The sequence below is a fragment of the Methylobacterium sp. Leaf94 genome (genome assembly GCF_001426045.1).
Classification (GTDB): Bacteria; Pseudomonadota; Alphaproteobacteria; order Rhizobiales; family Beijerinckiaceae; genus Methylobacterium.
The window spans coordinates 178,111-200,103 of record NZ_LMRM01000012.1 but is presented as its reverse complement, the minus strand read 5'-3'; the positions used below and the strand labels follow the sequence as shown (position 1 = coordinate 200,103).

The 21,993-nt window shown below is 69.7% G+C and carries 21 protein-coding genes; 14 read left to right on the top strand and 7 right to left on the bottom strand.

What is annotated here, in order from left to right; translation table 11 throughout:
* The first annotated feature begins 38 nt into the window (after positions 1 to 38).
* The 3 genes from ASG63_RS26420 to ASG63_RS09330 are packed head-to-tail and all read left to right on the top strand — an operon-like array spanning position 39 to position 2,090.
* Positions 39 to 821 (top strand): DUF429 domain-containing protein, encoded by a 783-nt coding sequence (locus ASG63_RS26420; protein ID WP_056214867.1) that lies wholly within the window; start codon positions 39 to 41, stop codon positions 819 to 821.
* A 21-nt stretch (positions 822 to 842) separates the two neighbouring features.
* A complete protein-coding gene (locus tag ASG63_RS26415; protein WP_244479534.1) occupies positions 843 to 1,358 on the top strand; it encodes an NUDIX hydrolase in 516 nt (171 codons plus the stop codon).
* A gap of 60 nt (positions 1,359 to 1,418) precedes the next feature.
* Positions 1,419 to 2,090 (top strand): carbonic anhydrase, encoded by a 672-nt coding sequence (locus ASG63_RS09330; RefSeq protein ID WP_056214861.1) that lies wholly within the window; start codon positions 1,419 to 1,421, stop codon positions 2,088 to 2,090.
* Positions 2,091 to 2,193: 103 nt separating this feature from the next.
* Here the strand turns inward: ASG63_RS09330 and ASG63_RS09325 are convergent, their stop codons facing one another.
* Positions 2,194 to 2,901 (bottom strand): DUF4142 domain-containing protein, encoded by a 708-nt coding sequence (locus ASG63_RS09325; protein ID WP_056214857.1) that lies wholly within the window; start codon positions 2,899 to 2,901, stop codon positions 2,194 to 2,196.
* Between the two features lie 328 nt (positions 2,902 to 3,229).
* Between ASG63_RS09325 and ASG63_RS09320 the strand changes: the two genes are divergently transcribed.
* The 7 genes from ASG63_RS09320 (at position 3,230) to nudC (ending at position 8,336) form a co-directional block, all read left to right on the top strand.
* The gene (locus tag ASG63_RS09320) at positions 3,230 to 4,087 is read left to right on the top strand and encodes a universal stress protein (RefSeq protein WP_056214854.1); all 858 of its coding nucleotides are present in this window, start codon (positions 3,230 to 3,232) and stop codon (positions 4,085 to 4,087) included.
* 94 nt (positions 4,088 to 4,181) lie between these two features.
* Positions 4,182 to 4,781 (top strand): hypothetical protein, encoded by a 600-nt coding sequence (locus ASG63_RS09315; protein WP_056214851.1) that lies wholly within the window; start codon positions 4,182 to 4,184, stop codon positions 4,779 to 4,781.
* A gap of 96 nt (positions 4,782 to 4,877) precedes the next feature.
* Positions 4,878 to 5,477, top strand: a complete 600-nt coding sequence (locus ASG63_RS09310) for a hypothetical protein (protein ID WP_056214846.1) — start codon at positions 4,878 to 4,880, stop codon at positions 5,475 to 5,477.
* Positions 5,478 to 5,545: 68 nt separating this feature from the next.
* Complete coding sequence (locus tag ASG63_RS09305; protein ID WP_244479858.1) at positions 5,546 to 6,184, top strand: cytochrome b/b6 domain-containing protein; 639 nt, start codon at positions 5,546 to 5,548, stop codon at positions 6,182 to 6,184.
* Entirely contained in the window at positions 6,184 to 6,963 is a 780-nt protein-coding gene (locus tag ASG63_RS09300) for a molybdopterin-dependent oxidoreductase (protein ID WP_056214839.1), read from the top strand. The genes ASG63_RS09305 and ASG63_RS09300 overlap by 1 nt, the downstream gene beginning before the upstream one ends.
* Before the next feature lie 46 nt (positions 6,964 to 7,009).
* Positions 7,010 to 7,426, top strand: coding sequence for an HIT domain-containing protein (locus tag ASG63_RS09295; protein WP_056214836.1), 417 nt, complete (start codon positions 7,010 to 7,012; stop codon positions 7,424 to 7,426).
* Positions 7,427 to 7,430: 4 nt separating this feature from the next.
* A complete protein-coding gene (nudC, locus tag ASG63_RS09290) occupies positions 7,431 to 8,336 on the top strand; it encodes an NAD(+) diphosphatase (RefSeq protein ID WP_056214833.1) in 906 nt (301 codons plus the stop codon).
* A gap of 18 nt (positions 8,337 to 8,354) precedes the next feature.
* Here the strand turns inward: nudC and ASG63_RS09285 are convergent, their stop codons facing one another.
* Complete coding sequence (locus ASG63_RS09285; protein ID WP_056214830.1) at positions 8,355 to 9,311, bottom strand: D-2-hydroxyacid dehydrogenase family protein; 957 nt, start codon at positions 9,309 to 9,311, stop codon at positions 8,355 to 8,357.
* Positions 9,312 to 9,471: 160 nt separating this feature from the next.
* Here ASG63_RS09285 and ASG63_RS09280 point away from each other — a divergent pair, with 160 nt between their 5' ends.
* From ASG63_RS09280 to ASG63_RS09270, 3 genes are all read left to right on the top strand, one after another.
* Complete coding sequence (locus ASG63_RS09280; protein WP_056214826.1) at positions 9,472 to 12,795, top strand: error-prone DNA polymerase; 3,324 nt, start codon at positions 9,472 to 9,474, stop codon at positions 12,793 to 12,795.
* A 136-nt stretch (positions 12,796 to 12,931) separates the two neighbouring features.
* Positions 12,932 to 13,918, top strand: coding sequence for a sensor histidine kinase (locus ASG63_RS09275; protein ID WP_056214823.1), 987 nt, complete (start codon positions 12,932 to 12,934; stop codon positions 13,916 to 13,918).
* Positions 13,919 to 13,947: 29 nt separating this feature from the next.
* Entirely contained in the window at positions 13,948 to 14,403 is a 456-nt protein-coding gene (locus ASG63_RS09270; RefSeq protein WP_056214820.1) for a hypothetical protein, read from the top strand.
* 63 nt (positions 14,404 to 14,466) lie between these two features.
* On the opposite strand, the gene fae is transcribed toward ASG63_RS09270, so the two are convergent.
* Entirely contained in the window at positions 14,467 to 15,006 is a 540-nt protein-coding gene (fae, locus tag ASG63_RS09265) for a formaldehyde-activating enzyme (protein ID WP_056214816.1), read from the bottom strand.
* A gap of 232 nt (positions 15,007 to 15,238) precedes the next feature.
* On the opposite strand from fae, the gene ASG63_RS09260 reads away from it, so the two are divergent.
* The gene (locus ASG63_RS09260; RefSeq protein ID WP_056215381.1) at positions 15,239 to 15,454 is read left to right on the top strand and encodes a hypothetical protein; all 216 of its coding nucleotides are present in this window, start codon (positions 15,239 to 15,241) and stop codon (positions 15,452 to 15,454) included.
* On the opposite strand, the gene ASG63_RS09255 is transcribed toward ASG63_RS09260, so the two are convergent.
* From ASG63_RS09255 to ASG63_RS09240, 4 genes are all read right to left on the bottom strand, one after another.
* On the bottom strand, positions 15,451 to 15,897 hold the full coding sequence (locus ASG63_RS09255) for a hypothetical protein (protein ID WP_056214814.1): 447 nt from the start codon (positions 15,895 to 15,897) through the stop codon (positions 15,451 to 15,453). The genes ASG63_RS09260 and ASG63_RS09255 overlap by 4 nt on opposite strands.
* Before the next feature lie 143 nt (positions 15,898 to 16,040).
* Positions 16,041 to 19,793 carry a methionine synthase gene (metH, locus tag ASG63_RS09250; RefSeq protein ID WP_056214812.1) on the bottom strand — a complete coding sequence of 1,251 codons (3,753 nt, stop codon included), beginning with the start codon at positions 19,791 to 19,793 and terminating at the stop codon, positions 16,041 to 16,043.
* A gap of 137 nt (positions 19,794 to 19,930) precedes the next feature.
* Complete coding sequence (metF, locus tag ASG63_RS09245; protein WP_056214808.1) at positions 19,931 to 20,848, bottom strand: methylenetetrahydrofolate reductase [NAD(P)H]; 918 nt, start codon at positions 20,846 to 20,848, stop codon at positions 19,931 to 19,933.
* Positions 20,849 to 20,924: 76 nt separating this feature from the next.
* Positions 20,925 to 21,950 (bottom strand): ArsR/SmtB family transcription factor, encoded by a 1,026-nt coding sequence (locus tag ASG63_RS09240; protein WP_056214805.1) that lies wholly within the window; start codon positions 21,948 to 21,950, stop codon positions 20,925 to 20,927.
* Positions 21,951 to 21,993: the final 43 nt, after the last annotated feature.

Below are 21,993 nucleotides of genomic sequence, written 5' to 3'. Positions count from 1 at the left end.
CCGATCCGGTTCGCGCCGACCGCGTCCGGCCGACACCGATGACGCGCTGGATCGGGGGTCTCGACGGTTGCCGTGGGGCCTGGGCCGGGGTCCTTCTCGACCTCGACGACCCCGCCCGCTTCCGCGCCGTACGCGTCGCTCGGCCGGTCGACCTCCTCGACGGTCCCGAGGCGCCGATCCGCGTGGGGATCGACTGTCCCATCGGTCTGGAGGCACACGTGACCGGCGGTGGACGAAGTGCCGATCGGGCCGCACGCGCCGACCTGGGTGCCGGACGGGCCAGCGTGTTTCCGGTGCCGGCCCGCGCAGCGGTCTATGCGGCGACCTACGAGGACGCGAAGGCGCTGTCGCGGGCGCACAGCACGCCGCCCTTCGCGCCCTCGATCCAGTGCTGGAACATCCTGCCTGCCATCCGGGCGGTCGATGGGCTGCTGCGCGCCCGCCCGGATCTCATGGCGCGCCTTCACGAGGTCCATCCCGAGATCGTGTTCCGCTGCCTCAACGGCGGACGTCCCCTGGCGGCGGGCAAGAAGGGCCCGGCACGCCAGGCGGGCCTTTCCGAACGCCGCGCCCTGCTCGGACGCGCCGGCCTGCCCGAGGGCCTGATCGCGGGACGGCCATCCGGGGTCGGTGCCGACGACCACCTCGATGCGCTGGCCGCCCTCGTGGTCGCCCGCGATCTCGCCGAGTGCCGTGCCCGCCCCCTGCCCGATCCGCCCGACCGGGACGGCGAGGGCCTTCCCGTCGCGATCTGGATGCCGGCCGATCCGCCGGGCCACCCCCTGGCCGCCAGCGAAATCCCTGCTAGATCGGGGAGCTGAAGCGGGGCGGCGGGAATGGACATGAGGCAGGATCTGACCGTTCGCGACATCGCCCGGGCGCTGGTGTTCGATCCCGATCACCGCCTGTTGCTCATCGCCTACGAGTCCGTGCGCCCGATCGATCCGAGCAAGCCGGAAGACCGCACCTTCTGGTTCATGCCCGGGGGCGGGCTGGAGGCCGGCGAGACGCATGTGGAGGCCTGCCGACGCGAACTGTCCGAGGAAATCGGCGTGGCGGATGCCGAAATCGGGCCGCAGGTCGCGTCCTGCGACGGCCCCTTCCACCTGTTCCGGACCTCCCGCTACGCCCGCGAGCGCTACTTCGTCGTCCGCCTGCCCAACGCGACCGTGGACACGAGCCGCCTGGCCGAGACCGAGGACAACCCCGTCCTCGGCACCCGCTGGTGGACGCTGGCCGAACTCGCGTCCACCTCCGAGCGCATCGAGCCGAGGGGGCTGGTCGAGGTCGCCCGCGACATCGTTGCCGGGACGATACCGGCGGCGCCAGTCGTCCTAAACTGGCGGGAGCAACCGTAGCCATCCGGCGCGCCACGCGTTGGCGCGCCTTCCACGACACCCATGAGCGAGGATCAACCCATGTTTCCAGAGACGCTGAAGGCCGGCTACCGCTCCTTCATCGACGGACGCCTGACCGACGAGGCCAAGCGCTACGCCAAGCTCGCCGAGGGCCAGAGCCCCGAGGTCCTGATGATCAGCTGCTGCGACAGCCGCGTCTCGCCGGAGGTGATCTTCGATACCGGACCGGGTGAACTCTTCGTGATCCGCAACGTCGCCAACATCGTCCCCCCGCACGAGACCGGCGGCGATTATCACGGCACTTCGGCGGCGATCGAGTTCGCGGTGGAGGGCCTGGAGGTCAAGCACATCGTGGTGCTGGGGCACGCCACCTGCGGCGGCATCAAGGCCTACGCCAACCCCGCCAAGCCCCTCTCGAAAGGTGACTTCATCGGCAAGTGGGTCTCCCTGGTCGAGCCCGCCGCCAGCAAGGCCGGCGACACGGAGGCCCCGGACTACCTGACCCGCCTCGAATACGCGATGGTCGCGCAGAGCCTCGAGAACCTGATGACATTCCCGTTCGTGCGCAAACGTGTGGAAGGCGGGCAGCTGACCCTGCACGGAGCCCACTTCGGCATCGCGCGCGGTGAATTGCTCCTGCGCGACCCCGAGACCGGCGCGTTCAAACCCGCCATCGACCAGGCGGGACGCAGCCTGAGCCCGGCTTCGATGATCGGCTGCGCCGAGGCGTAAGCCCGCCCTGGAACGAAAAAGGACGCCAAGTCCCGAGGCTTGGCGTCCTTCTCGATCGTCGCACCACGCCGGGCGATGAAGCCCGACGTGGCACTGGTACGGTTCAGCGGGCGCCCGGGAGGCTCTGCGCCATCTGGTAATGGGCCTGCAGGACCGGCAGGGCCTGCTCCGCATGGGCGCGCAGGGCCGGGTTCGGGCCCGAAGCGGCGTAGGAGCGGAACATGCCGATGGTCATTTCGTGCGACTGGACCTGCATGCGGCCGTAGAGACGGTCGAAGCGCGGACCGGCGGGCGTCTGCGACAGCTCGGCGAGCATGGCCTGCTGCTGCGGGTTCGGCTGGATGATGGTGGTGCCGGCCGTGGTGTCCACGTCGCCGCGCAGGGCTTGGCTGCCCGTCGCCGCGCCGCGGGCCGCGCCCGAACCGATCCCCTCGACGCCCCCGATGGGACCGCCGCTCAGGGTGCCGCCCACTGCGCCGGCGGCGGCGCCCGTGGCCGCACCGACCGCACCACCCGCGACCGCGAGCGGGGCGGTGATCAGGCCGCCGAGACCCTCGTTGCCGCGCACCGCGGCGTAGTTGTTCTCGCCACCGGCCAGCGCGACGTTGGCGGCGCGGTGGTCACGGATTGCATCGCGGGCGAAGCGCAGCACCTGCGGGTTGCGGCTCTTGTTGATCGCAATCTGGCTCGACTGAATCTCGAAGGCGTTGGCCTGCATGGCGTCCATACGGAAATCGCCCATGCTCTGCGCGAAGGCGGGAGCGGACAGGGCGGTCATCAGGGCGGTGAGAGCGAGAGTTTTCTTGATCATGTGTTCCTCAAATCCGGCGAGACAGTGCAGCTCGAACGCACCAAGGCTATTTCTTCCCGACGCGAAGCCCGCCTGTCACGATTGGGGGGCCAACGAGGAAGTTCCGAAGGGGTTCCCAACTTGGACAAAGTCTTTTCTGAGCTTTTTCCGAAAGCGACTGACCTTTGAAATGGCCAAGCTTATCGATCGATTAGTCGGTGTGCCGTGCCTCTTGGTTTGGCGACGCAGAGGCCTCGGGAAAACTTCAGGCGGCCTCGGCCATCCTGTTTTCCGGGACCGCGTTTCGCACTAGCTTGGGCCCATCGTGCCGCTGCGAGGAAGGCTCCCGATGAAGACCCTGCTCGTTCCCGTCGCGTCCCACGACGCCCTGCCCTCGGTCTTCGAGACCGCGATCCTCACCGCCCGCCGGTTCGGCAGCCTCATCGAGGGCGTCTCCCTGCGGCCGGCCCTGGCCGAGTACGTTCCCGTCGACATGGTCGGCGGCATGACCTGGCTCCGTGACGAGGAGGCCGACAAGGTCGAGGCTGAGCGCGCCGGGCGGCAGTTCATCGACTTCATGACCCGGGCCGGCCTGCCGCTCGCGGCCGAGGGCCCGTGCAACCCGGAGGCCCTGGCCGCCGGTCCGCGCTACCGCTGGCGGGCCGACGTGCCGGCCGGCGACGGCTTCCTGGGCCAGTACGCGCGCCTGTTCACCGCCACGGTGGTGGGCCGGCCCGGCACGGAGGACGGCGCCCCGCGTATGACCACCTTCGAGACTGCCCTGTTCGAGAGCGGCCGTCCGATCCTGTTGGCGCCGCCGATCGCCCCGGCTACCCTGGGCGAGGCGATCCTGATCGCCTGGAACGGCTCCACCGAGACCGCCCGCGCCGTGGCCTTCGCAATGCCGTTCCTGCGGCAAGCCAAACGGATCCGCGTTATCAGCGTCGAGGGTGGGACGGTGCCGGGCCCGACCGCCGAGGAACTGGCCCGCGCCCTGGCCTGCGAGGGCATCGGCGCCGACTTCCGGGCCCATTCGGCCGGCCGGCGGACCCCGGGAGAGGTCTACCTAGCCGAGGCCGAAACCTTCGGGTGCGACCTCCTGATCAAGGGCGCCTACACCCAGAGCCGCCTGCGCCAGATGATCTTCGGCGGCCCGACGAGCCACCTCCTCGCCCATGCGGCGATCCCGATGCTGATGGCCCACTGATCGATCCGCATCGCGCGCAATTGACTTGCGCACGTAGAAGATCGGGAGCACCGTTCCGGCGGCCGGTTCGAACCGGTCGCCAGGAATCCTCTGCATGAAGTCGCTGACCCTTGTCCTCGCCCTGTCCGGCCTCGCTCTCGGCCTGCCGGCCATGGCCGACTCCCCCGTCGTCCGCATCCGAGGCACGATCGAGGCGGTGGACGGCACCAGCGTCACCATCAAGCCGCGCCTCGGCGCCCCGGTGCAGGTGAAGCTGGGCGACTCCGTCCGGGTCGCCACCGCCAACAGCGCCAAGATCAGCGACATCCAGCCCGACAGCTACATCGGGACCGCGGCCACGCCGCAGCCGGACGGAACCCTGAAGGCTCTCGAGGTCGCGGTGTTCGCGCCGAGCATGCGCGGGACCGGCGACGGCCACTATCCGTGGGATCTCGAGAAGGAAAACACCATGACCAACGGCGCGGTGGGGGCCCTCTCGGGGACCACCGACCGAACGATCCGGGTGACCTACAAGGGCGGCGAGAAGACCATCACGGTGCCGGAGGGCGTGCCGGTCGTGGCCCTCGCCCCCGGGGATGCCAGCAAGATCAAGCCGGGCGCCCGCGTGGTCGCCTTCACCAAAGCGGATGCCGGCGGCGTCGCGGTGGCCGATCGGATGATCGTGGGCGAGAACGGCACCGTCCCGCCGATGTGAGTGGAGGCGCAGCCAGCCCCATCGCCTGAAGACGCCCGGAACACCGGGTGGGGCGGGCGCCCCGCGCCCGCCCTCCAACACCTTAGGGAGAACGCCATGATGAAGACGCTGCTCACCGGCCTCACCGTCGGCCTCGCGCTCGCCGCCGCACCGGCGCGTGCCGCCGACGTGGTGCGCTACCGCGGCACCATCGAGTCGGTCGATGGTTCGACCGTCACGATCAAGCCCCGCATGGGCGAGACCAAGACCGTGGTCTTCGGGGACGACACCAAGATCCTGGCCGCCAGCACGGGCCAGCTCTCCGACATCAAGTCCGAGAGCTACATCGGCACCGCCGCGATCCCCCAGCCCGACGGCACCCAGAAAGCCCTGCAAGTGACGGTGTTCGCCTCCTCCCTGCGCGGCACCGCCGACGGCCACTATCCGTGGGATCTCGGCTCCAACTCCACCATGACCAACGGTGCCATCGGCAGCCTGTCCGGCACCGAGGGCCGGACCCTGCTGGTCAAGTATCAGGGCGGCGAGAAGAAGGTCGTGGTGCCGCAGGACGTGCCCGTGACCCTGGTCGATCCGGGCGAGAAGAGCATCGTGGTTCCGGGCGCCAAGGTGGTGGCCTTCACCAAGGCGGGCGCGGACGGCAAGCTCAACGCCGCCGTCCTGATCGTTGGCCGCAACGGCACCGTCCCGTCGATGTGATCCCCTCCCCGGCCCCTCCGCGATCGCGGATGGGGCCGGGATTTCCATCCCTAAATCTCGAGGTCCCGTTGGCGATCGTCCCCGAAACACCGTCGCGCCTCGTGGTGATTCACCCGCTCGTGGTGCGGATCACCCACTGGATCAACGCCGTCGCGGTGTTCTGCATGCTGTTCAGCGGCTGGGCGATCTACAACGCCTCGCCGCTCTTTCCCTTCGTATTTCCCAAATGGGCCACTCTCGGCGGCTGGCTCGGCGGCGCCCTCGCCTGGCACTTCGCCGCGATGTGGCTCTTCGCCCTCAACGGCCTCGCCTACCTCGCCTACGGACTCCTGGCCCGGCACTTCGCCACCAGCTTCCTGCCCCTGAGCCCGGGCGCGATCTGGCGCGACGCCCGCGCGGCCTTGCGACTGCGGTTGAGCCACCGGATCGGGCGCTACAACGCCGTCCAGCGCCTCGCCTACCTGATCGCCATCGTGCTCGGCCTCCTCCTCGTCGCCTCCGGCTGCGCCCTGTGGAAGCCCGTGCAGTGGCAGACCCTGGCCAACCTGTTCGGTGGGTATGAATGGGCGCGGCGGGTCCATTTCGGCGCCATGGCGGGTCTCGCCGGCTTCATCCTCCTGCACCTCGCCCTCGTGGTCATCGTGCCGAGCACGCTGCTGGCGATGATCACCGGGCGTGCCCGCATCACCGAGGAGACCTCCGCCTGATGTCCCGCGATCCCGAAACCGCCGCCCGCCTGAAGGCCCTGCGCAGGGACATCGCCCCGGACCTCGCCAGCCTGGAACGACGCATGCTCCTGCGGGGCAGCCTCTCGGTCGGCGCCCTGACGCTCCTGTCCGGCTGCGATCTCTCCACGGGGAGCAACGGCACCCTGGCCGACCGGGTGCTCTGGGCGATGTCGCGGGCCAACGACCAGGTCCAGCAATGGCTGTTCGACCCCACGACCCTGGCCCCCACCTACCCGGCCTCGATGATCGATACGCCGTTCCGCTTCAACGCCTTCTACCCGCCGGACAACATCCCGGAGATCGACGAGTCGACTTGGACGCTCGAGGTCTCCGGCCGGGTCGCCGACAAGACGCCCTGGACGCTGGCGAAGCTGCGCGCCCTGCCGCAGGAGAGCCAGATCACCCGGCACATCTGCATCGAGGGCTGGAGCCAGATCGGGCAGTGGAGCGGCGTGCCGCTGCGGACCTTCCTGGAACGGAGCGGCGCCGACCTGACCGCCAAGTATGTCGGCTTCAAATGTGCCGACCGCTATTACGGCAGCCTCGACATGCCGAGCGCCCTGCATCCCCAGACGATCCTGGCCCTCGATTTCGCCGGCCAGCCTCTCGCGCCCGAGTACGGCTATCCGCTCCGCGTCCGGGTGCCGACGAAGCTCGGCTTCAAGAGCCCGAAGCACATCGCGGCGATCTTCGTGACCAACGATTATCCAGGCGGCTACTGGGAGGACCAGGGCTACAATTGGTTCAGCGGGATCTGAAGCCGGCCCTCGCATCGGCCACGGTTGCGCGCTACATCGCAGCGGCATGGAACCCGACTTCGCCCTCGACCCGCAGCTCGCCGCCGACACCGTGCACGTGGGCGACCTCGCCCTCTGCAGCGTCCTCCTCATGGACGATGCCCGCTTCCCCTGGCTGATCCTGGTGCCGCGCCGGGCCGGCGCCAGCGAGATCACGGACCTCGCGCCGGAGGATGCCCGAAGCCTGATGGATGAGATGCGGATCGCCACCGGGGTGATGCTGGCGCTGGCCAAGCCCGACAAGGTCAATGTCGCGGCCCTCGGCAACGTGGTGGCCCAGCTCCATGTCCACGTGATCGGGCGCTTCCACTCCGATCCGGCCTGGCCGAAGCCCATTTGGGGCATCGGCACCGCGACCCCCTACCCGCACCATGCCCGCGCCCAGATGATCGAGCGCATCGGCGCCCTTTTCGCGGCGGCCTGAGGCGATGGTCGATGCCTCGGGCCAGCTCGGCTACGTCCACAGCCGCCTCGTGCGCCACTCCGCCGAGAGCGCGTCCGCGATCCCCGACCTCGACGCGCCCGGCGCGCGGATCGTCGTCCTGGCCGGCGACCGCGTCGTACTGGCCGGCGACACGGCACTCCTGACGCCGGAGGTGGCCGCCCGGACGGGCCCGCGCAGCCTGACGCTCTATCTCGGCCGCCTGGACGGCGACCCGGTCTTCGCCGCCGCCGTTCCGGCGGAGCTGGCCGAGGGCCTCGAGGCCGATCCGGGATTCCGGACCAACGACCTGCGCAGCCTCGCCGGCGAGGGCCGGATCGCGCCCCATGAACTCGGGCTCCTCGCCACGGCGAAGTCGCTGCTCGGCTGGCATGCGCGTCACGGCTTCTGCGCCCAGTGCGGAGCGCCGACGACCCTCGCGGCCGGCGGCTACCGCCGCGAATGCACGGCCTGCGGGACGCATCACTTTCCCCGCACCGACCCCGTGGTGATCATGCTGATCACCCGGGGCGATGCCTGCCTGCTCGGGCGCTCGCCGCGTTTCCATGAGGGCATGTATTCCTGCCTCGCCGGCTTCCTGGAGCCCGGCGAGACCGTCGAGGACGCCGTGCGGCGCGAGACCTTCGAGGAGGTCGGCCTGACCATCGGCACGGTGCGCTACCACGCCTCGCAGCCGTGGCCATTCCCGTCCTCGCTGATGATCGGCTGCGTGGCCGAGAGCCTCGACGCGACCATCACCCTCGATCCGGAGGAACTCGCCGACGCGCAATGGTTCTCGCGGGACACCGTCGCGGCGATGCTCGAGGGCCGCCATCCCGACGGCCTGACCACGCCGCCACCCCTGGCGATCGCCAACCTCTTGATGCGGGCCTTCGTCGCAGGGCGGGCCTGAGGCCCCGACCCGGCCGGCTCATCCCAGGACGCGGATCGGCGCCCCATCGAGGAAAGCACGGATGTCCTCCACGATCTCGGGGAAATAGGTGCGGTAGTTCCGCTCGGTCACGTAGCCGAGATGCGGCGTCGCCAACACGTTGGGCAGGGTGCGCCAGGGCGAATCCGGCGGCAGCGGTTCGATCTCGAAGACGTCGAGGCCGGCACCGGCGATCCGGTTTTCGGTGAGGGCGGCCAGGAGGGCGGCCTCGTCCACGATCGCGGCGCGGGAGGTGTTGATCAGGAACGCCTCGGGCCGCATCCGGCGCAGGGCCGCGTCGTCGACGAGGCCGCGGGTGTGCGCGCCGAGGACGAGGTGGATCGAGACCACGTCGCTCGCCGCCAGCAGCGCCGCCAGCGAGGGCGCGAGGGCGACGCCCTCGGCCGCGGCCCGCTCGGCCGTGAGATGGGGACTCCAGGCGCTGACCTCCATGCCGAAGGCCTGGCCGATCCGGGCGACCCGGGCGCCCGTCTTGCCGAGACCGACGAGGCCGAGACGGCGGCCGGCCAGGTCGCTGCCGACGCTCGACTGCCAGGGTCCGCCCGTCCGCAGGGCCTGCACCTCCGGCACGAGGTGGCGGGCGAGCCCGAGGATCAGCGCCCAGGTCAGCTCCACCGGCGGCTCGGGGTGGCTGGCGGTGCCGCAGACCGTGACGCCGTGCGCCCGCGCAGCGGCCAGATCGATCGAGGCGTTGCGCATGCCGCTGGTGAGGAGGAGCTTCAGCTTCGGCAGCTGCGCGAAGAGGTCGGCCGGGAACGGCGTGCGCTCGCGCATCATCACGACGATCTCGCAGTCCCGGATCGCGTCGACCAGCGCCTCCCGCGACGCGAAGGTGGTCCGCAGGTCGCGCAGGGTGAGGCGGTCCGACAGCCCAGACCAGTCGGCCATGGTGGGGCCGACGCCCTGGTAATCGTCGAGGATCGCACAAGTGAGCATGGGACATCCTGTCAGGGGAGGACCGGGCTAACGCACAGCGAACAGCTTGGCCAGCCGCCCTCGAGACTTTGACTCCGCGACGCGAAACCGGCACCCCGGGATCCGAAACGATCACGATTCGTTCTCGACTGCAGACGGGTGCAGCGGAGCCGGGAGGAAGATGGGGTCGATATTCGAACCGCCCGCCTATGCCGAGCTCGCCGTCACCACGAACTTCTCCTTCCTGCGCGGGGCCTCGCATCCCGGCGAGATGGTGGGGCAGGCCGCCGAACTCGGGCTCCACGCCATCGGCATCGCCGACCGCAACACCCTGGCGGGCGTGGTGCGGGGCCATGCCGAGGCGAAACGGCGTGCCGCCGCCGGCGAGCCCGGCATCCGCTTCCTGCCCGGCGTGCGCCTCGTGACCGAGGAGGGCTTCGAGGTCGTGGCCTACCCGATGGACCGGGCCGCCTATGGCCGCCTGTGCCGGCTGCTGACCCTCGGCAACCGCCGCTCCGAGAAGGGCCAGTGCCGGTTCGATTTTTCGGAGCTCCTGGCTGCCAGCGAAGGCCAGATGCTCATCGCGGTTCCGCCGGAGCGGCTCGGCGAGGACGACCCCTTCCTCGGCCATGTCCGCCAGCTCGCCGCCGAGGCCCCCGGCCGGGTCACCCTGGCGGGGAGCCACCGCCGGCGCGGCGACGAGCGTCGCCGCCTCGGCCGCCTGGCCGCCTGGGGCGAACGCCTGGGCGCCCCCCTGGTGGCGGTCTCGGACGCGCTCTACCACCACCCGGACCGGCGTCCCCTGCAGGACATCGTCGCCTGCATCCGCGAGGGCTGCACCCTGGCGGCTGCGGGCTATCGCCTGGAGGCCAATGCGGAGCGCCACCTGCGGCCGGCGGCCGAGATGGCGCGCCTCTTCGCCGATCATCCCGAGGCCCTGGCCCGCACGATCGAGATCGCGGAGACCTGCAGCTTCTCCCTCGACGAACTGACCTACGAATACCCCGACGAGCCGGTGCCGCCGGGTTTCACCGCACAGGGCTATCTGACCGACCAGGTGATGAAGCGCGCCCAATGGCGCTATCCCAACGGCATTCCCGAACAAATCGTGAACAGGATCCAGGATGAGCTGCGGCTCATCGAGAAGATGAACTATGCGCGCTACTTCCTCACCCTGTTCGACATCGTCGAGTTCGCGCGCAAGCGGGGCATCCTGTGCCAGGGGCGCGGCTCGGCGGCCAATTCCGTGGTCTGCTACTGCCTCGGCATCACGGCGGTCGACCCCACCGAGATCCGGCTGCTGTTCGCCCGCTTCATCTCGGAGAACCGGGCCGAGCCCCCCGACATCGACGTCGACTTCGAGCACGAGCGTCGCGAGGAGGTGATCCAGTACCTCTACGACCGCTACGGCCGCGACAGGGCTGCGATCTGCGCCACGGTGATCCACTACCGCCCGCGCAGTGCCATCCGGGAGGTCGGCAAGGTCCTCGGGCTGCCCCCCGACATCACCGGTGTGATGGCCGACACGGTCTGGGGCTCCTGGGGCAAGGACCTGCCCGACGCGCATATCCGGCAGGCCGGGCTCGACCCGGACAATCCGCGTATCCGGCAGGCGCTGGAACTCGCCCACGCGCTGATCGGCTTCCCGCGCCACCTGTCGCAGCATGTGGGCGGCTTCGTACTGACGCGCGGACGCCTCGACGAGACCGTGCCGGTGGGCAACGCCGCCATGGCGGACCGCACCTTCATCGAATGGGACAAGGACGACATCGACGTCCTCGGCCTGATGAAGGTCGACGTGCTGGCGCTCGGCATGCTGAGCTGCCTGCGCCGGGGCGTGGATTTCCTGGCACGCGATTACGGGCACGACTATCCGACGCTGGCCGACCTGCCGCGCGCGGACGAAGCCACCTACGCGATGCTGGCCAGGGCCGATTCGGTGGGCGTGTTCCAGGTCGAGAGCCGGGCGCAGATGTCGATGCTCCCGCGCCTGAAGCCGCGGGAATTCTACGACCTCGTGGTGCAGGTGGCGATCGTCCGGCCGGGGCCGATCCAGGGCGACATGGTCCACCCGTACCTGCGCCGCCGCCAGGGGATCGAACCGGTCGAATACCCCTCCCCCCATCCCGATCACGGGCCGGCGAACGAACTCGAGAGCGTGCTCAAGCGGACCTATGGCGTGCCCCTGTTCCAAGAGCACGCCATGCAGATCGCCATCACCGCCGCCGGCTTCGAGCCGCACGAGGCCGACGGCCTGCGCCGAGCCATGGCCACCTTCCGGCACAACGGCCAAATCGTGAACTTCCGCACCAAGTTCGTCGAGGGCATGGTGACGCGCGGATACCCGCGCGACTTCACCGAACGCTGCTTCAAGCAGATCGAGGGCTTCTCCACCTACGGCTTCCCCGAGAGCCATGCGGCGAGCTTCGCCCTGCTGGTCTACGCCTCGGCCTGGATGAAGTGCCGGCATCCCGACGTCTTCCTCGCCGCGATCCTCAACTCCCAGCCGATGGGCTTCTACCAGCCGGCGCAGCTCGTGCGCGACGCTCGCGCCCACGGGGTCGAGGTGCGCGGCGTCGACGTCAATGCGAGCGATTGGGACTGCACCCTCGAGCCGGCCCTGGAGCCCCCGCCCCCCGGCATCCCGCGGCGCTTCGCCGTGCGCCTCGGCCTGCGCCAGGTGAGCGGGGTGCCGCAGGCCGCCATGCACCGCCTCGTGGCTCTGCGGGGCAACGGCTATGCCAGCATCGAGGGCCTGCAGGCGGCCCTCGCCCTGCCCCGCAATGCCCTGGAGCGGCTGGCGGAGGCGGATGCGTTCCGCTCCCTCGATCTCGACCGGCGGGCCGCCCTCTGGGCGGTGCGGACCCTGGAGGGCACCTCCGCCCGCAAGGCGGCCCTGCGGACCGACGGCGACCGGCGGGCGCATCTCCTTGACACGCCGATGCCGCTCTTCGCCTTCCATGCCGATGACGGGCTGTTCCGGGCCGAACCCGCCGTGGCCCTGCCCGCCCTGGCGGCCTCGGAGCACGTGGCGGAGGACTACGCCGCCACCGGCCTCTCCCTGAAGGGCCACCCGGTGGCGTTCTTCCGGACGCGGCTCGCCCGGATCGGCGCGATCCCGGCTCGCGACCACCACGACGGGTCCCGCGTGGCGAACAATGCCCGCGTCACCGTGGCGGGGCTCGTCCTCACCCGGCAGCGGCCGGGCACGGCGCGCGGGACGGTGTTCCTGACCCTGGAGGACGAGACCGGGATCGCCAACGTCATCGTCTGGCGCGACGTGTTCGAGGCCAACCGCGCGACCGCCATGGGCGCCCGCTTCCTGGCGGTGCGCGGCCGGGTTCAGCGCCAGGGCCTCGTGGTGCACCTCCTGGCCGAACAGTTCCGCGACCTCTCGTCCGCCTTGCGCGACCTGCGCGCCGGCGGCCTGCGGCTACCGCCCGAGACCACCGATTTCGGCGCCCCGGAGGATCGACGAATTTACCGCAGCCGCGATTTTCATTGAGGCCGAATCGCGACTACGGGCCGAACCCGCTGGCCACTCGGCCTGCCCAAGACTAGAGCTGTTCCAAACCTCGACGAGACCCACGACGCTGCCCCACTCATCGACACACGCCCCCTGGTGGAAAGGCTGGCAGGTCGTGCATGCGACCGAGCGCCTGCGCGCGCGCGCATGGCTGGGCGAGGGGGCCGCCCTGACCGCTTCGGCCCTCGCCCTCGGCCTGCGCTTCGCCCTCGACGACATCCTGCCGCCGGGCTTTCCCTACCTGACGTTCTTCCCGGCCGTGATCCTCACGACCTTCTTCTTCGGCCTGCGGCCCGGCATCACCTGCGCGGCCCTGAGCGGCTTCGCCGCCTGGTACTTCTTCATCCCGCCCGCCAGCACCTTCCTCATCGACGGGCCGACCGCCCTGGCCCTGTGCTTCTACGTGTTCATCGTCGCGGTCGACATCGCGCTGATCCACGTCATGCACCGGGCGGGCGAGCGGCTGCGCACCGAACGGCAGGTCTCGGCGGGGCTCTACGAGCAGCAGCGCACGATGTTCCAGGAGCTGCAGCACCGGGTCGCCAACAACATGCAGTTCGTGGCCGCCCTGCTGACCCTGCAGAAGCGCAAGGTCGGCAACGATCCGAAGGCGGCGCTCACCGCCCTCGACGAGGCCCGGGTGCGGCTGGAGACGATCTCGCGGATCCATCGGCGCCTGTACGACCCGAGCAGCATCGAGCGCCCGGTGGGGCAGTACCTCAAGGAGCTCTGCACCGATCTCCTCGACGCCACGGGCGCCCAGAACATCGTCTGCCTCGTCGACACGCCGCCCCTGCGGTTCGATCTCACCCAGCTCACCACCCTGTCGCTCCTCGTGGTCGAGGTGGTGACCAACGCCCTGAAGCACGCCTTCCCGGACGGGCGGCGGGGCACCATCACGATCCAACTCGAGCAGCTCGATGCGGAGCGCCTGCAGCTCGTCATCGCCGATGACGGGCGCGGCATGCCCGCGGATTTCGACCCGGACGCCACGCGTAGCCTCGGCTTCCGCATCGCACAGGGCCTCGCCGGACAGCTCGGCGGCCAGCTCACCTACAGCAATGAGGGCGGCACGGTGGTCCGCCTGGCCTTCACGCCCTGAGGGGCCTCACCTCCCCGGACAGCCCGACCATGCGATTGCGCAGCGCCCTCCTCCCCCTCCTCCTCGGCGCGAGCCTGCTCGGACCCGGCCTCGCATGGGCCGACGCGTGCGACGACCTCGCCGCCCGGATCGCCAGCGCCATGGGTGGAAAGGTCGGCCGGCGCACCGGCCCTAGCATCGACCTGCGGGTCCCCGGCGGCCTGAAGCTCGACCTGACCTGCCGGGCGGAGCCCATCGTGCAGGCCGCCTCCTCCGACCCGACGCCCTCGGCCGCCTACTTCGCCGATCTCGCCCTGGCGGCCGAGATCGTGGTCGGCGAGGGTGCCGGTGCGGTCCAGGCCGCCATCGCCGCGGCGCACGCCACCGCCCTGAAGGAACGGCGCAAATCCTTCATCCAGCAGAACGGCTGGTCGGCGAGCTGCTACACCGACGCCAGCGGCTCGATCCGCACCCTGTGCTCGGTGGGACGGATCCCGCCGGGTTAGGAGGCTCCTTCTCCGGATGCGCGGATCACCCTGGATCCGCGCCCCGTCGCAGCTCCGAAAGGATCAGTACTCGATCACGTCTTCCAGGGCGTAGTGCTTCACCGTCTTCCGGTTGGCGATGAGCTCGTCGATGGTCGGCTCGCCCTTCATGGCGCGGCTGATCGCGAGCTTCGTCGCCTCGTAATTCGTCCGGTAGAGATCCTTGCGATCGACGTCCGGGTCGGATCCGCAGCGCTCGTCCAGCCAGATCATGATGATCATGCAAAGCTCGTCGAGCCCGTCCTTGGGCAGGACGCCCTCGATCACGCAGTCGATGATGGCATCCCCCGTGGCGGCCTGGACAACACCGCCGAGCAATTCGGCATACTCGGCGGTATGAATCGTGACCTTCGTGGTCATCATCGTGGCCGGGCGTACGAGCTGGTTGAGATCGCGCACCACGAACATCCGGGTGTGGCCCTGGACCTGGCCCATCATGCCGGCGAAGGCCTGGCCCACCGGGCCGCGGGTGGAACCGATCAGCACCTCCGGCATCGCGTCGGTGTACTGCCCTTCCGCCGCGAGCACGGTCGCCTCGCCGGTACGGAACCAGATCTCGGACATGGGGTCTTCCTTCCCTGAATGATCGCCGTGCCCCGGGGGCCGGGATGGGTCGGGGCGCACAAACACCAGAGGGCGGCACGGCGTCAATCGCGGGGCGGATCTTCCGGCCCCTGGCCTCACGCCATCGGATCGGTCATGCAGGATCAGTCATGCAGGATCGGTTATGCAAGATCGGCTATGCAGGACCGCCGGCGACCGGGAGGGTCGGGGGCACGGGAGAGGCGCAAAGCCCATGAGCGGAGAACGGGACTGGAGTATCGCGGTGGCGGCCGCGCCTGACGGGGTTCGGGTCGAGATCGGCCTGCCCGGTACGAACGGCGCCCCGGTCACGGCAATCCTCGCCCTCGACCGCGAGGAGGCCCGAACCCTGGCGCGGGCGCTGCTGGCGGCATCGGGCGACGCGATGGAGCGGACGTTTCCCCGCGCCTCGGGCTCCGGGGAACGCTAGAGACCGACGCGGTTGCTGCGGCCCGGCAGGGTCTGCACCTTGGCGTCGCGGGGCTCGATCGGCGCCGCGCAGGTGTAGGTGAACTCGGTCTGCAGGTCGGTGAACACGGTCTCGCCGCGGACCCGGCAATCCTCGCGCCCCGTCTCGTTCAGGTAGGTGCGCGCCGCATCGCGGAAGCGCTTGACCCGGGTCAGGGCCGGATCGCCGCCGGCGAACGCATCGTCGATGCCGCAGCCGGTGGTCTCGCGCAGGGCGTTGGAGACGATCAGCATCTTGCGGACCCGGCGCTGGTCGTAGACCTCGTAGGGGTCCTTGCAGCCGATGGTGACGACCTGGGGCGTCAGGCTGACATAGGTCTTGGAGATGTAGGCGAAGCCGGTGCAGCCCGAGGCGATCAGCCCGAGCGCGACGGTGGCGACGAGGGAGCCGGTGAGCCGGTACACGATTCAGACGCCCTTCGCTGGTCTCGGGCCATGGTCGGTCCGGATCGGCATTGAAGCGCAGGCGCGCCCACGGTCAAGCCTCCGCCGGCCACATCCCGGTGTGATTCGATCCCGCCCCGGCTTCCGGGACGGGATCGCGCATCCTACTCGGCGGCGGCCGCGAGGTAGCGGGCCGGATCGTAGTTCAGGATGGGGCCGAGCCAGCGCTCGACCTCGCGCACATCCATGTCCTTGCGGACGGCATAGTCCTCGACCTGGTCGCGCTCCACCTTGGCGACGCCGAAGTAATGCGCCTCCGGATGGGCGATGTAGAGGCCCGAGACCGAGGAGCCCGGCCACATGGCGTAGGACTCGGTGAGCTTCACGCCGATGCGCGATTCCGCCTTGAGGAGATCGAACAGCGTGACCTTCTCGGTGTGGTCGGGCTGCGAGGGATAGCCGGGCGCGGGACGGATACCGGCATATTCCTCGCGCACGAGGTCTGCCGGCGTGAAGGTCTCGTCGGCGGCGTAGCCCCAGAACTCGCGGCGGACCCGCTCGTGCATGCGCTCGGCCAACGCCTCGGCGATGCGGTCGGCGAGCGCCTTGACCAGGATCGAGCGATAATCGTCGTTGGCCCGCTCGAAGCGCTCGGCGATGCGCACCTCCTCCAGGCCCGCCGTGACGACGAAGCCGCCGACATAGTCGGCGATCCCCGTCTCGGCCGGCGCGACGAAGTCGGACAGGCAGGTGTTGGCGCGCCCGTCGCGCTTCGTCAGCTGCTGGCGCAGGCCAAAGAAGGTCGCGAGGGTCTCCGAGCGGCTCTCGCCGGTGAAGAGCGTGATGTCGTCGCCCAGGCTGTTCGCCGGCCAGAAGCCGATGATCGCCTTCGGGTTGAACCAGCGCTCGGAGACGATCTGGGCCAGCATCTCCTGGGCGTCGTCGAACAGGGCCTTGGCGGCCGGCCCCTGGTTGGGATCCTCGAAGATCGCCGGGTAGCGGCCCTTGAACTCGTAGGTCTGCAGGAACGGCGTCCAGTCGATGTAGGGCACGAGGTCCGCGACCTCGTAGGAGCTGTAGACCCGCACGCCGGTGAAGCTCGGCTTCTTCGGCTGGTAGCCCGACCAGTCGATCCGGAACGGGTTGGCGCGGGCTTTCGCCAGCGGTAGGCGCTGCTTGTCGAGCTCCGAGCGGGCATGGGCGTCCGAGACCTTGCGGTACTCGGCGCGGATGTTGGCGATGGTCGAATCCCGCGTCTCCTTCGAGAGCAGGCTGGAGACCACGCCGACGGCGCGGCTCGCATCGGTGACGTAGACGGTCTGGCCGCGATTGTAGGAGGGATGGATCTTCACCGCCGTGTGGACGCGGCTCGTGGTGGCGCCGCCGATGAGGAGCGGCACGTCGAAGCCCTCGCGCTCCATCTCGGCCGCGACGTGCACCATCTCGTCCAGCGACGGGGTGATGAGGCCGGACAGGCCGACGATGTCGACGTTCTCGCGCTTGGCGACGTCGAGGATCTTGGCCGCCGGCACCATCACGCCGAGGTCGATGATCTCGTAGTTGTTGCAGGCGAGCACGACGCCGACGATGTTCTTGCCGATGTCGTGGACATCGCCCTTCACGGTCGCCATCAGGATCTTGCCGGCGGCCTGGCGCTTGCCGTCGCCGCCGTTGGCGAGCTTCTCCGCCTCCATGAAGGGCTCGAGATAGGCGACCGCCTGCTTCATCACGCGGGCCGACTTCACCACCTGCGGCAGGAACATCTTGCCCGAGCCGAACAGGTCGCCCACCACGTTCATGCCGGCCATGAGCGGGCCCTCGATGACGTGGAGCGGACGCTCCACCCCGAGGCGGGCCTCCTCCGTGTCGGCGACGATGTATTCGGTGATCCCGTTGACGAGCGCGTGCTCGATGCGCTTCTCGACAGGCGCCTCGCGCCAGGACAGGTCGGCGGTCTTGGCCTGGACGCCGCCGCCGGACTTGAAGCGTTCGGCCGCCTCCAGCAGGCGATCGGTGGCGTCGTCGCGCCGGTTGAGGACGACGTCCTCGCAGAGTTCGCGCAGCTCGGGCGGCAGCTCGTCGTAGATCGCGAGCTGGCCGGCATTCACGATGCCCATATCCATGCCGACCTGGATCGCATGGTAAAGGAACACCGCGTGCATGGCCTCGCGCACCGGCTCGTTGCCGCGGAAGGCGAAGCTGAGGTTCGAGATGCCGCCCGAGATGTGGGCGTGGGGCAGGGTCTCGCGGATGGTCTTGGTCGCCTCGATGAAGGCGACGCCGTAGCCGTTGTGCTCCTCGATGCCGGTGGCGACGGCGAACACGTTCGGGTCGAAGATGATGTCTTCCGGCGGGAAGCCGACCTCTTCGGTCAGGACCCTGTAGGCCTTGGTGCAGATCTCGACCTTGCGCTCCAGCGTGTCGGCCTGGCCCTGCTCGTCGAAGGCCATCACCACGATCGCCGCGCCGTAGGAGCGGCACACCCGGGCGTCGTGGACGAACTTCTCGACGCCCTCCTTCATGGAGATCGAGTTCACGATCGCCTTGCCCTGGACGCACTTCAGCCCGGCCTCGATGACGTGGAACTTCGAGGAATCGATCATCACCGGCACGCGGGCGATGTCGGGCTCGGCGGCGACGAGGTTGAGAAACTCCACCATCGCCTTCTCGGAATCCAGCAGACCCTCGTCCATGTTGACGTCGATGATGCTGGCGCCCGCCGCCACCTGGTCGCGGGCGACGTCGAGGGCGGCGGCGTAGTCGCCGGCGGTGATGAGCTTCCTGAACTTGGCCGAGCCGGTGACGTTGGTGCGCTCGCCGACGTTCACGAAGGGGATCTCCTTCGTCAGCGTGAACGGCTCCAGGCCCGACAGGCGCATCAGGCGCGGCACTTCGGGAATGGCGCGGGGCTTCACGCCCTCTACGGCCTGCGCGATGGCGCGGATGTGGTCCGGCGTGGTGCCGCAGCAGCCGCCGACCATGTTGACGAGGCCGGCGGTGGCGAACTCGCCCACCAGCTTGCCCATGGCCTCGGGGCTCTCGTCGTAGAGGCCGAACTCGTTGGGCAGGCCGGCATTCGGGTAGGCGCAGACCAGGGTGTCGGCGATGCGCGACAGCTCCGAGATATGGCCGCGCATCTCCTTGGCGCCCAGCGCGCAGTTCAGCCCGATGGTGAGCGGGCCGGCGTGGCGGAGCGCGTTCCAGAATGCCTCCGGGGTCTGGCCCGAGAGGGTGCGGCCGGAGAGATCGGTGATCGTGCCCGAGATCATGATCGGCAGGGCCATGCCCCGCTCCTCGAACACCGCCCAGGCGGCGGCGACCGCCGCTTTGGCGTTCAGCGTGTCGAAGATGGTCTCGATCAGGATGAGCTCGGCGCCGCCATCCATCAGGCCGCGCACCTGCTCCTCGTAGGCCTGTTTGACCTCGTCGAAGGTCACGGCCCGGTAGCCGGGATTGTTGACGTCCGGCGAGATCGACAGGGTGCGGTTGGTCGGGCCGATGGCGCCGGCCACGAAGCGGCGGCGGCCGTCTTGGCGCTCGGCGAGCTGGGCGGCCTCGCGGGCAAGGCGCGCGCCTTGCGCGTTCAGCTCGTGGATGATCGATTCCATGCCGTAATCGGCCTGGGCGATCGTGGTGCCCGAGAAGGTGTTGGTCTCGCAGACGTCGGCCCCGGCCAGGAAGTAATCGAGGTGGATCTGCCGGATCGCGTCGGGCTGGGTCAGGATCAGGAGGTCGTTGTTGCCCTTCTGGTCGTGCGCATGGTCGCCGAAGCGGTCACCGCGGAAGTCCGCCTCGCCGTAGCCCAGGCGCTGGATCACAGTTCCCATCGCCCCGTCGAGGACGAGGATTTTCTCGCCAGCGCGCTGGCGCAGGGCGGCTTCGATCTCTTTTCCGTCGACGGGGCGCAGGTCGGTCATGGGTTTCTCACGCGTCGTTCCGGGACCGCGGCGCGGCACCCGGAACCCGGAACCGCGACGGGTCCGGACAGTGAAGTTCGACAGGGTCGGCGTGTCGGATCCCGGACTCGCCTTCGGCGCCCCGGGATGACGTTTGCTTATGCCGCCTTGGCGGCGACCTTGGGTGCCTGCGCCCGCAGGCCGAGCACGTGACAGATGGCGTAGACGAGGTCGGACCGGTTCATCGAGTAGAAGTGGAAGTCGTTGACGCCGTGGTCGACGAGGTCGAGCACCTGCTCGGCCGCCACCGCCGCCGCCACGAGGCGCCGGGTCTCAACGTCGTTGTCCAGCCCCTCGAACCGGGCCGCGAGCCAGTACGGCACCGAGGCGCCGGTCCGGCGGGCGAAGTTCGCCGCCTGCTTAAAGTTCTGCACCGGCAGGATGCCGGGGATGATCGGGATGTCGATGCCGGCGGCGCGCACCTTGTCGACGTAACGCAGGTAGATGTCGTTCTCGAAGAAGAACTGCGTGATCGCCTGGTCGGCGCCGGCATCGACCTTGGCTTTCAAGGCGTCGATGTCGGCATCGAGGGAGGAGGCCTCCGGGTGCTTCTCCGGATAGGCCGAGACCGAGACCTTGAAGTCGCCGATGCGCTTGATGCCGGCGACGAGATCGGAGGTCTGGGCGTAGCCGCCCGGATGCGGCCGGTAGGCCGTTCCGATTCCGTCCTGCGGGTCGCCGCGCAGGGCCACGATGTGGCGTACGCCGGCATCCCAGTAGGATTGCACGACGGCGTCGATCTCCTCGCGGGTGGCGTCGACGCAGGTGAGGTGGGCGGCCGGCTGGAGGCTCGTCTCCTTGACCATCCGCGCGACGGTGTTGTGGGTGCGCTCGCGGGTGGAGCCGCCCGCACCGTAGGTCACCGAGACGAATTTCGGCTGCAGCGGCGCGAGGCGCTCGATCGAGGACCAGAGGATCTTCTCCATCTCCTCGGTCTTCGGGGGGAAGAACTCGATGGAGACACGGATCGGACGATAGCTGTCGCGGCTGGCGCGATGGTGGGAGGCGGAAGGCATCGGGTCGTCCTCTCTGTCGATCGGTTCAGACGGTCGTCGATCAAGTTCGGGTGCAGGTGGAAACGGGCCGTCGCCCTCAGGCGACGGCCCGCTCCGGGATCATCTCGGGCGCGGGGGCCGCCCTCTCGGCCGCATCGGTGGCCAGCCAGAGGGTCACGGTCAACTGGTCCTCGACCTCGCCGGTGGGGGCGAGGTCCCGGGTGGTGACGGTGGGCAGGCCCGCATCGTTGAGCCAGCCCGTCACCTGCTCGGGCGCGAAGCCGAGACGGCGATGGGCCTGGGCCTCGCGCAGGAACTCGAGGTCGTGGGGGGCGAAGTCCACCACTAGCAGGCGCCCGCCGGGGGCGACGAGACGCGCGGCCTCGCGCAGGGCCCGGGTCGGATCGTCGAGGTAGTGCAGCACCTGATGGACGACGACGAGGTCGAACCCGCCGCGCCCGAAGGGCGGCGCGTGGATGTCGCCCTGGCGCAGGTCGACCCGCGACAGGCCGAGGCGTTCCAGGTTCGCCCGCGCCACCGAGAGCATCGCGTGGTTGGAATCGAGCCCGACCGCCCGGGCGGCGCGGCCCGCCAGGAGCCCGAGCATGCGCCCGGTGCCGGTGCCGAGATCGACGAGGTTCTGGATCGGCCGGTCGCCGAGCACGTCCAGGACCGCGGCCTCGACGATGGCCTCCGGCACGTGCAGCGAGCGCAGATGGTCCCATTTGGGGGCGAGACGGGCGAAGAAGGCCTGGGCGGCCTCGGCCCGCTGGGTGCGCACGGCCTCCAGGCGGGCGAAATCCTCCGAGAGCGGCGCCCGGGCGGCATCGAGCCCGGCCACCAGCGGCTCGACCAGGGAGGCCCGATCCTCCACGAGGCGGAAGAAGGCCCAGGCCCCCTCGCGGTGCCGCTCCACCAGACCCGCCTCCACGAGCAGCTTGAGATGGCGCGAGATGCGCGGCTGCGACTGGCCCAGAATGTCGGTCAGATCGGAAACCGAGAGCTCTCCGGCGGCCAGAAGTGCGAGGATGCGCAGGCGCGTCTCCTCGGCCGCCGCCCGCAGGATGGCGAGGGCGTCCGGAAACGGTAGGGCCGTGGCCGAGGAAGGTCCTGCGTTAGACATAAAGATATCTTTATGTGAAAACGAAAGCCCTGACAAGCGCCTC

Coding starts and splice junctions, on each gene's coding strand:
- ASG63_RS26420 (WP_056214867.1), top strand. CDS start 39: ATGACGCGCTGGATCGGGGGTCTCGACGGTTGCCGTGGGGCCTGGGCC.
- ASG63_RS26415 (WP_244479534.1), top strand. CDS start 843: ATGAGGCAGGATCTGACCGTTCGCGACATCGCCCGGGCGCTGGTGTTC.
- ASG63_RS09330 (WP_056214861.1), top strand. CDS start 1,419: ATGTTTCCAGAGACGCTGAAGGCCGGCTACCGCTCCTTCATCGACGGA.
- ASG63_RS09325 (WP_056214857.1), bottom strand. CDS start 2,901: ATGATCAAGAAAACTCTCGCTCTCACCGCCCTGATGACCGCCCTGTCC.
- ASG63_RS09320 (WP_056214854.1), top strand. CDS start 3,230: ATGAAGACCCTGCTCGTTCCCGTCGCGTCCCACGACGCCCTGCCCTCG.
- ASG63_RS09315 (WP_056214851.1), top strand. CDS start 4,182: ATGAAGTCGCTGACCCTTGTCCTCGCCCTGTCCGGCCTCGCTCTCGGC.
- ASG63_RS09310 (WP_056214846.1), top strand. CDS start 4,878: ATGATGAAGACGCTGCTCACCGGCCTCACCGTCGGCCTCGCGCTCGCC.
- ASG63_RS09300 (WP_056214839.1), top strand. CDS start 6,184: ATGTCCCGCGATCCCGAAACCGCCGCCCGCCTGAAGGCCCTGCGCAGG.
- ASG63_RS09295 (WP_056214836.1), top strand. CDS start 7,010: ATGGAACCCGACTTCGCCCTCGACCCGCAGCTCGCCGCCGACACCGTG.
- nudC (WP_056214833.1), top strand. CDS start 7,431: ATGGTCGATGCCTCGGGCCAGCTCGGCTACGTCCACAGCCGCCTCGTG.
- ASG63_RS09285 (WP_056214830.1), bottom strand. CDS start 9,311: ATGCTCACTTGTGCGATCCTCGACGATTACCAGGGCGTCGGCCCCACC.
- ASG63_RS09280 (WP_056214826.1), top strand. CDS start 9,472: ATGGGGTCGATATTCGAACCGCCCGCCTATGCCGAGCTCGCCGTCACC.
- ASG63_RS09270 (WP_056214820.1), top strand. CDS start 13,948: ATGCGATTGCGCAGCGCCCTCCTCCCCCTCCTCCTCGGCGCGAGCCTG.
- fae (WP_056214816.1), bottom strand. CDS start 15,006: ATGTCCGAGATCTGGTTCCGTACCGGCGAGGCGACCGTGCTCGCGGCG.
- ASG63_RS09260 (WP_056215381.1), top strand. CDS start 15,239: ATGAGCGGAGAACGGGACTGGAGTATCGCGGTGGCGGCCGCGCCTGAC.
- metH (WP_056214812.1), bottom strand. CDS start 19,793: ATGACCGACCTGCGCCCCGTCGACGGAAAAGAGATCGAAGCCGCCCTG.
- metF (WP_056214808.1), bottom strand. CDS start 20,848: ATGCCTTCCGCCTCCCACCATCGCGCCAGCCGCGACAGCTATCGTCCG.
- ASG63_RS09240 (WP_056214805.1), bottom strand. CDS start 21,950: ATGTCTAACGCAGGACCTTCCTCGGCCACGGCCCTACCGTTTCCGGAC.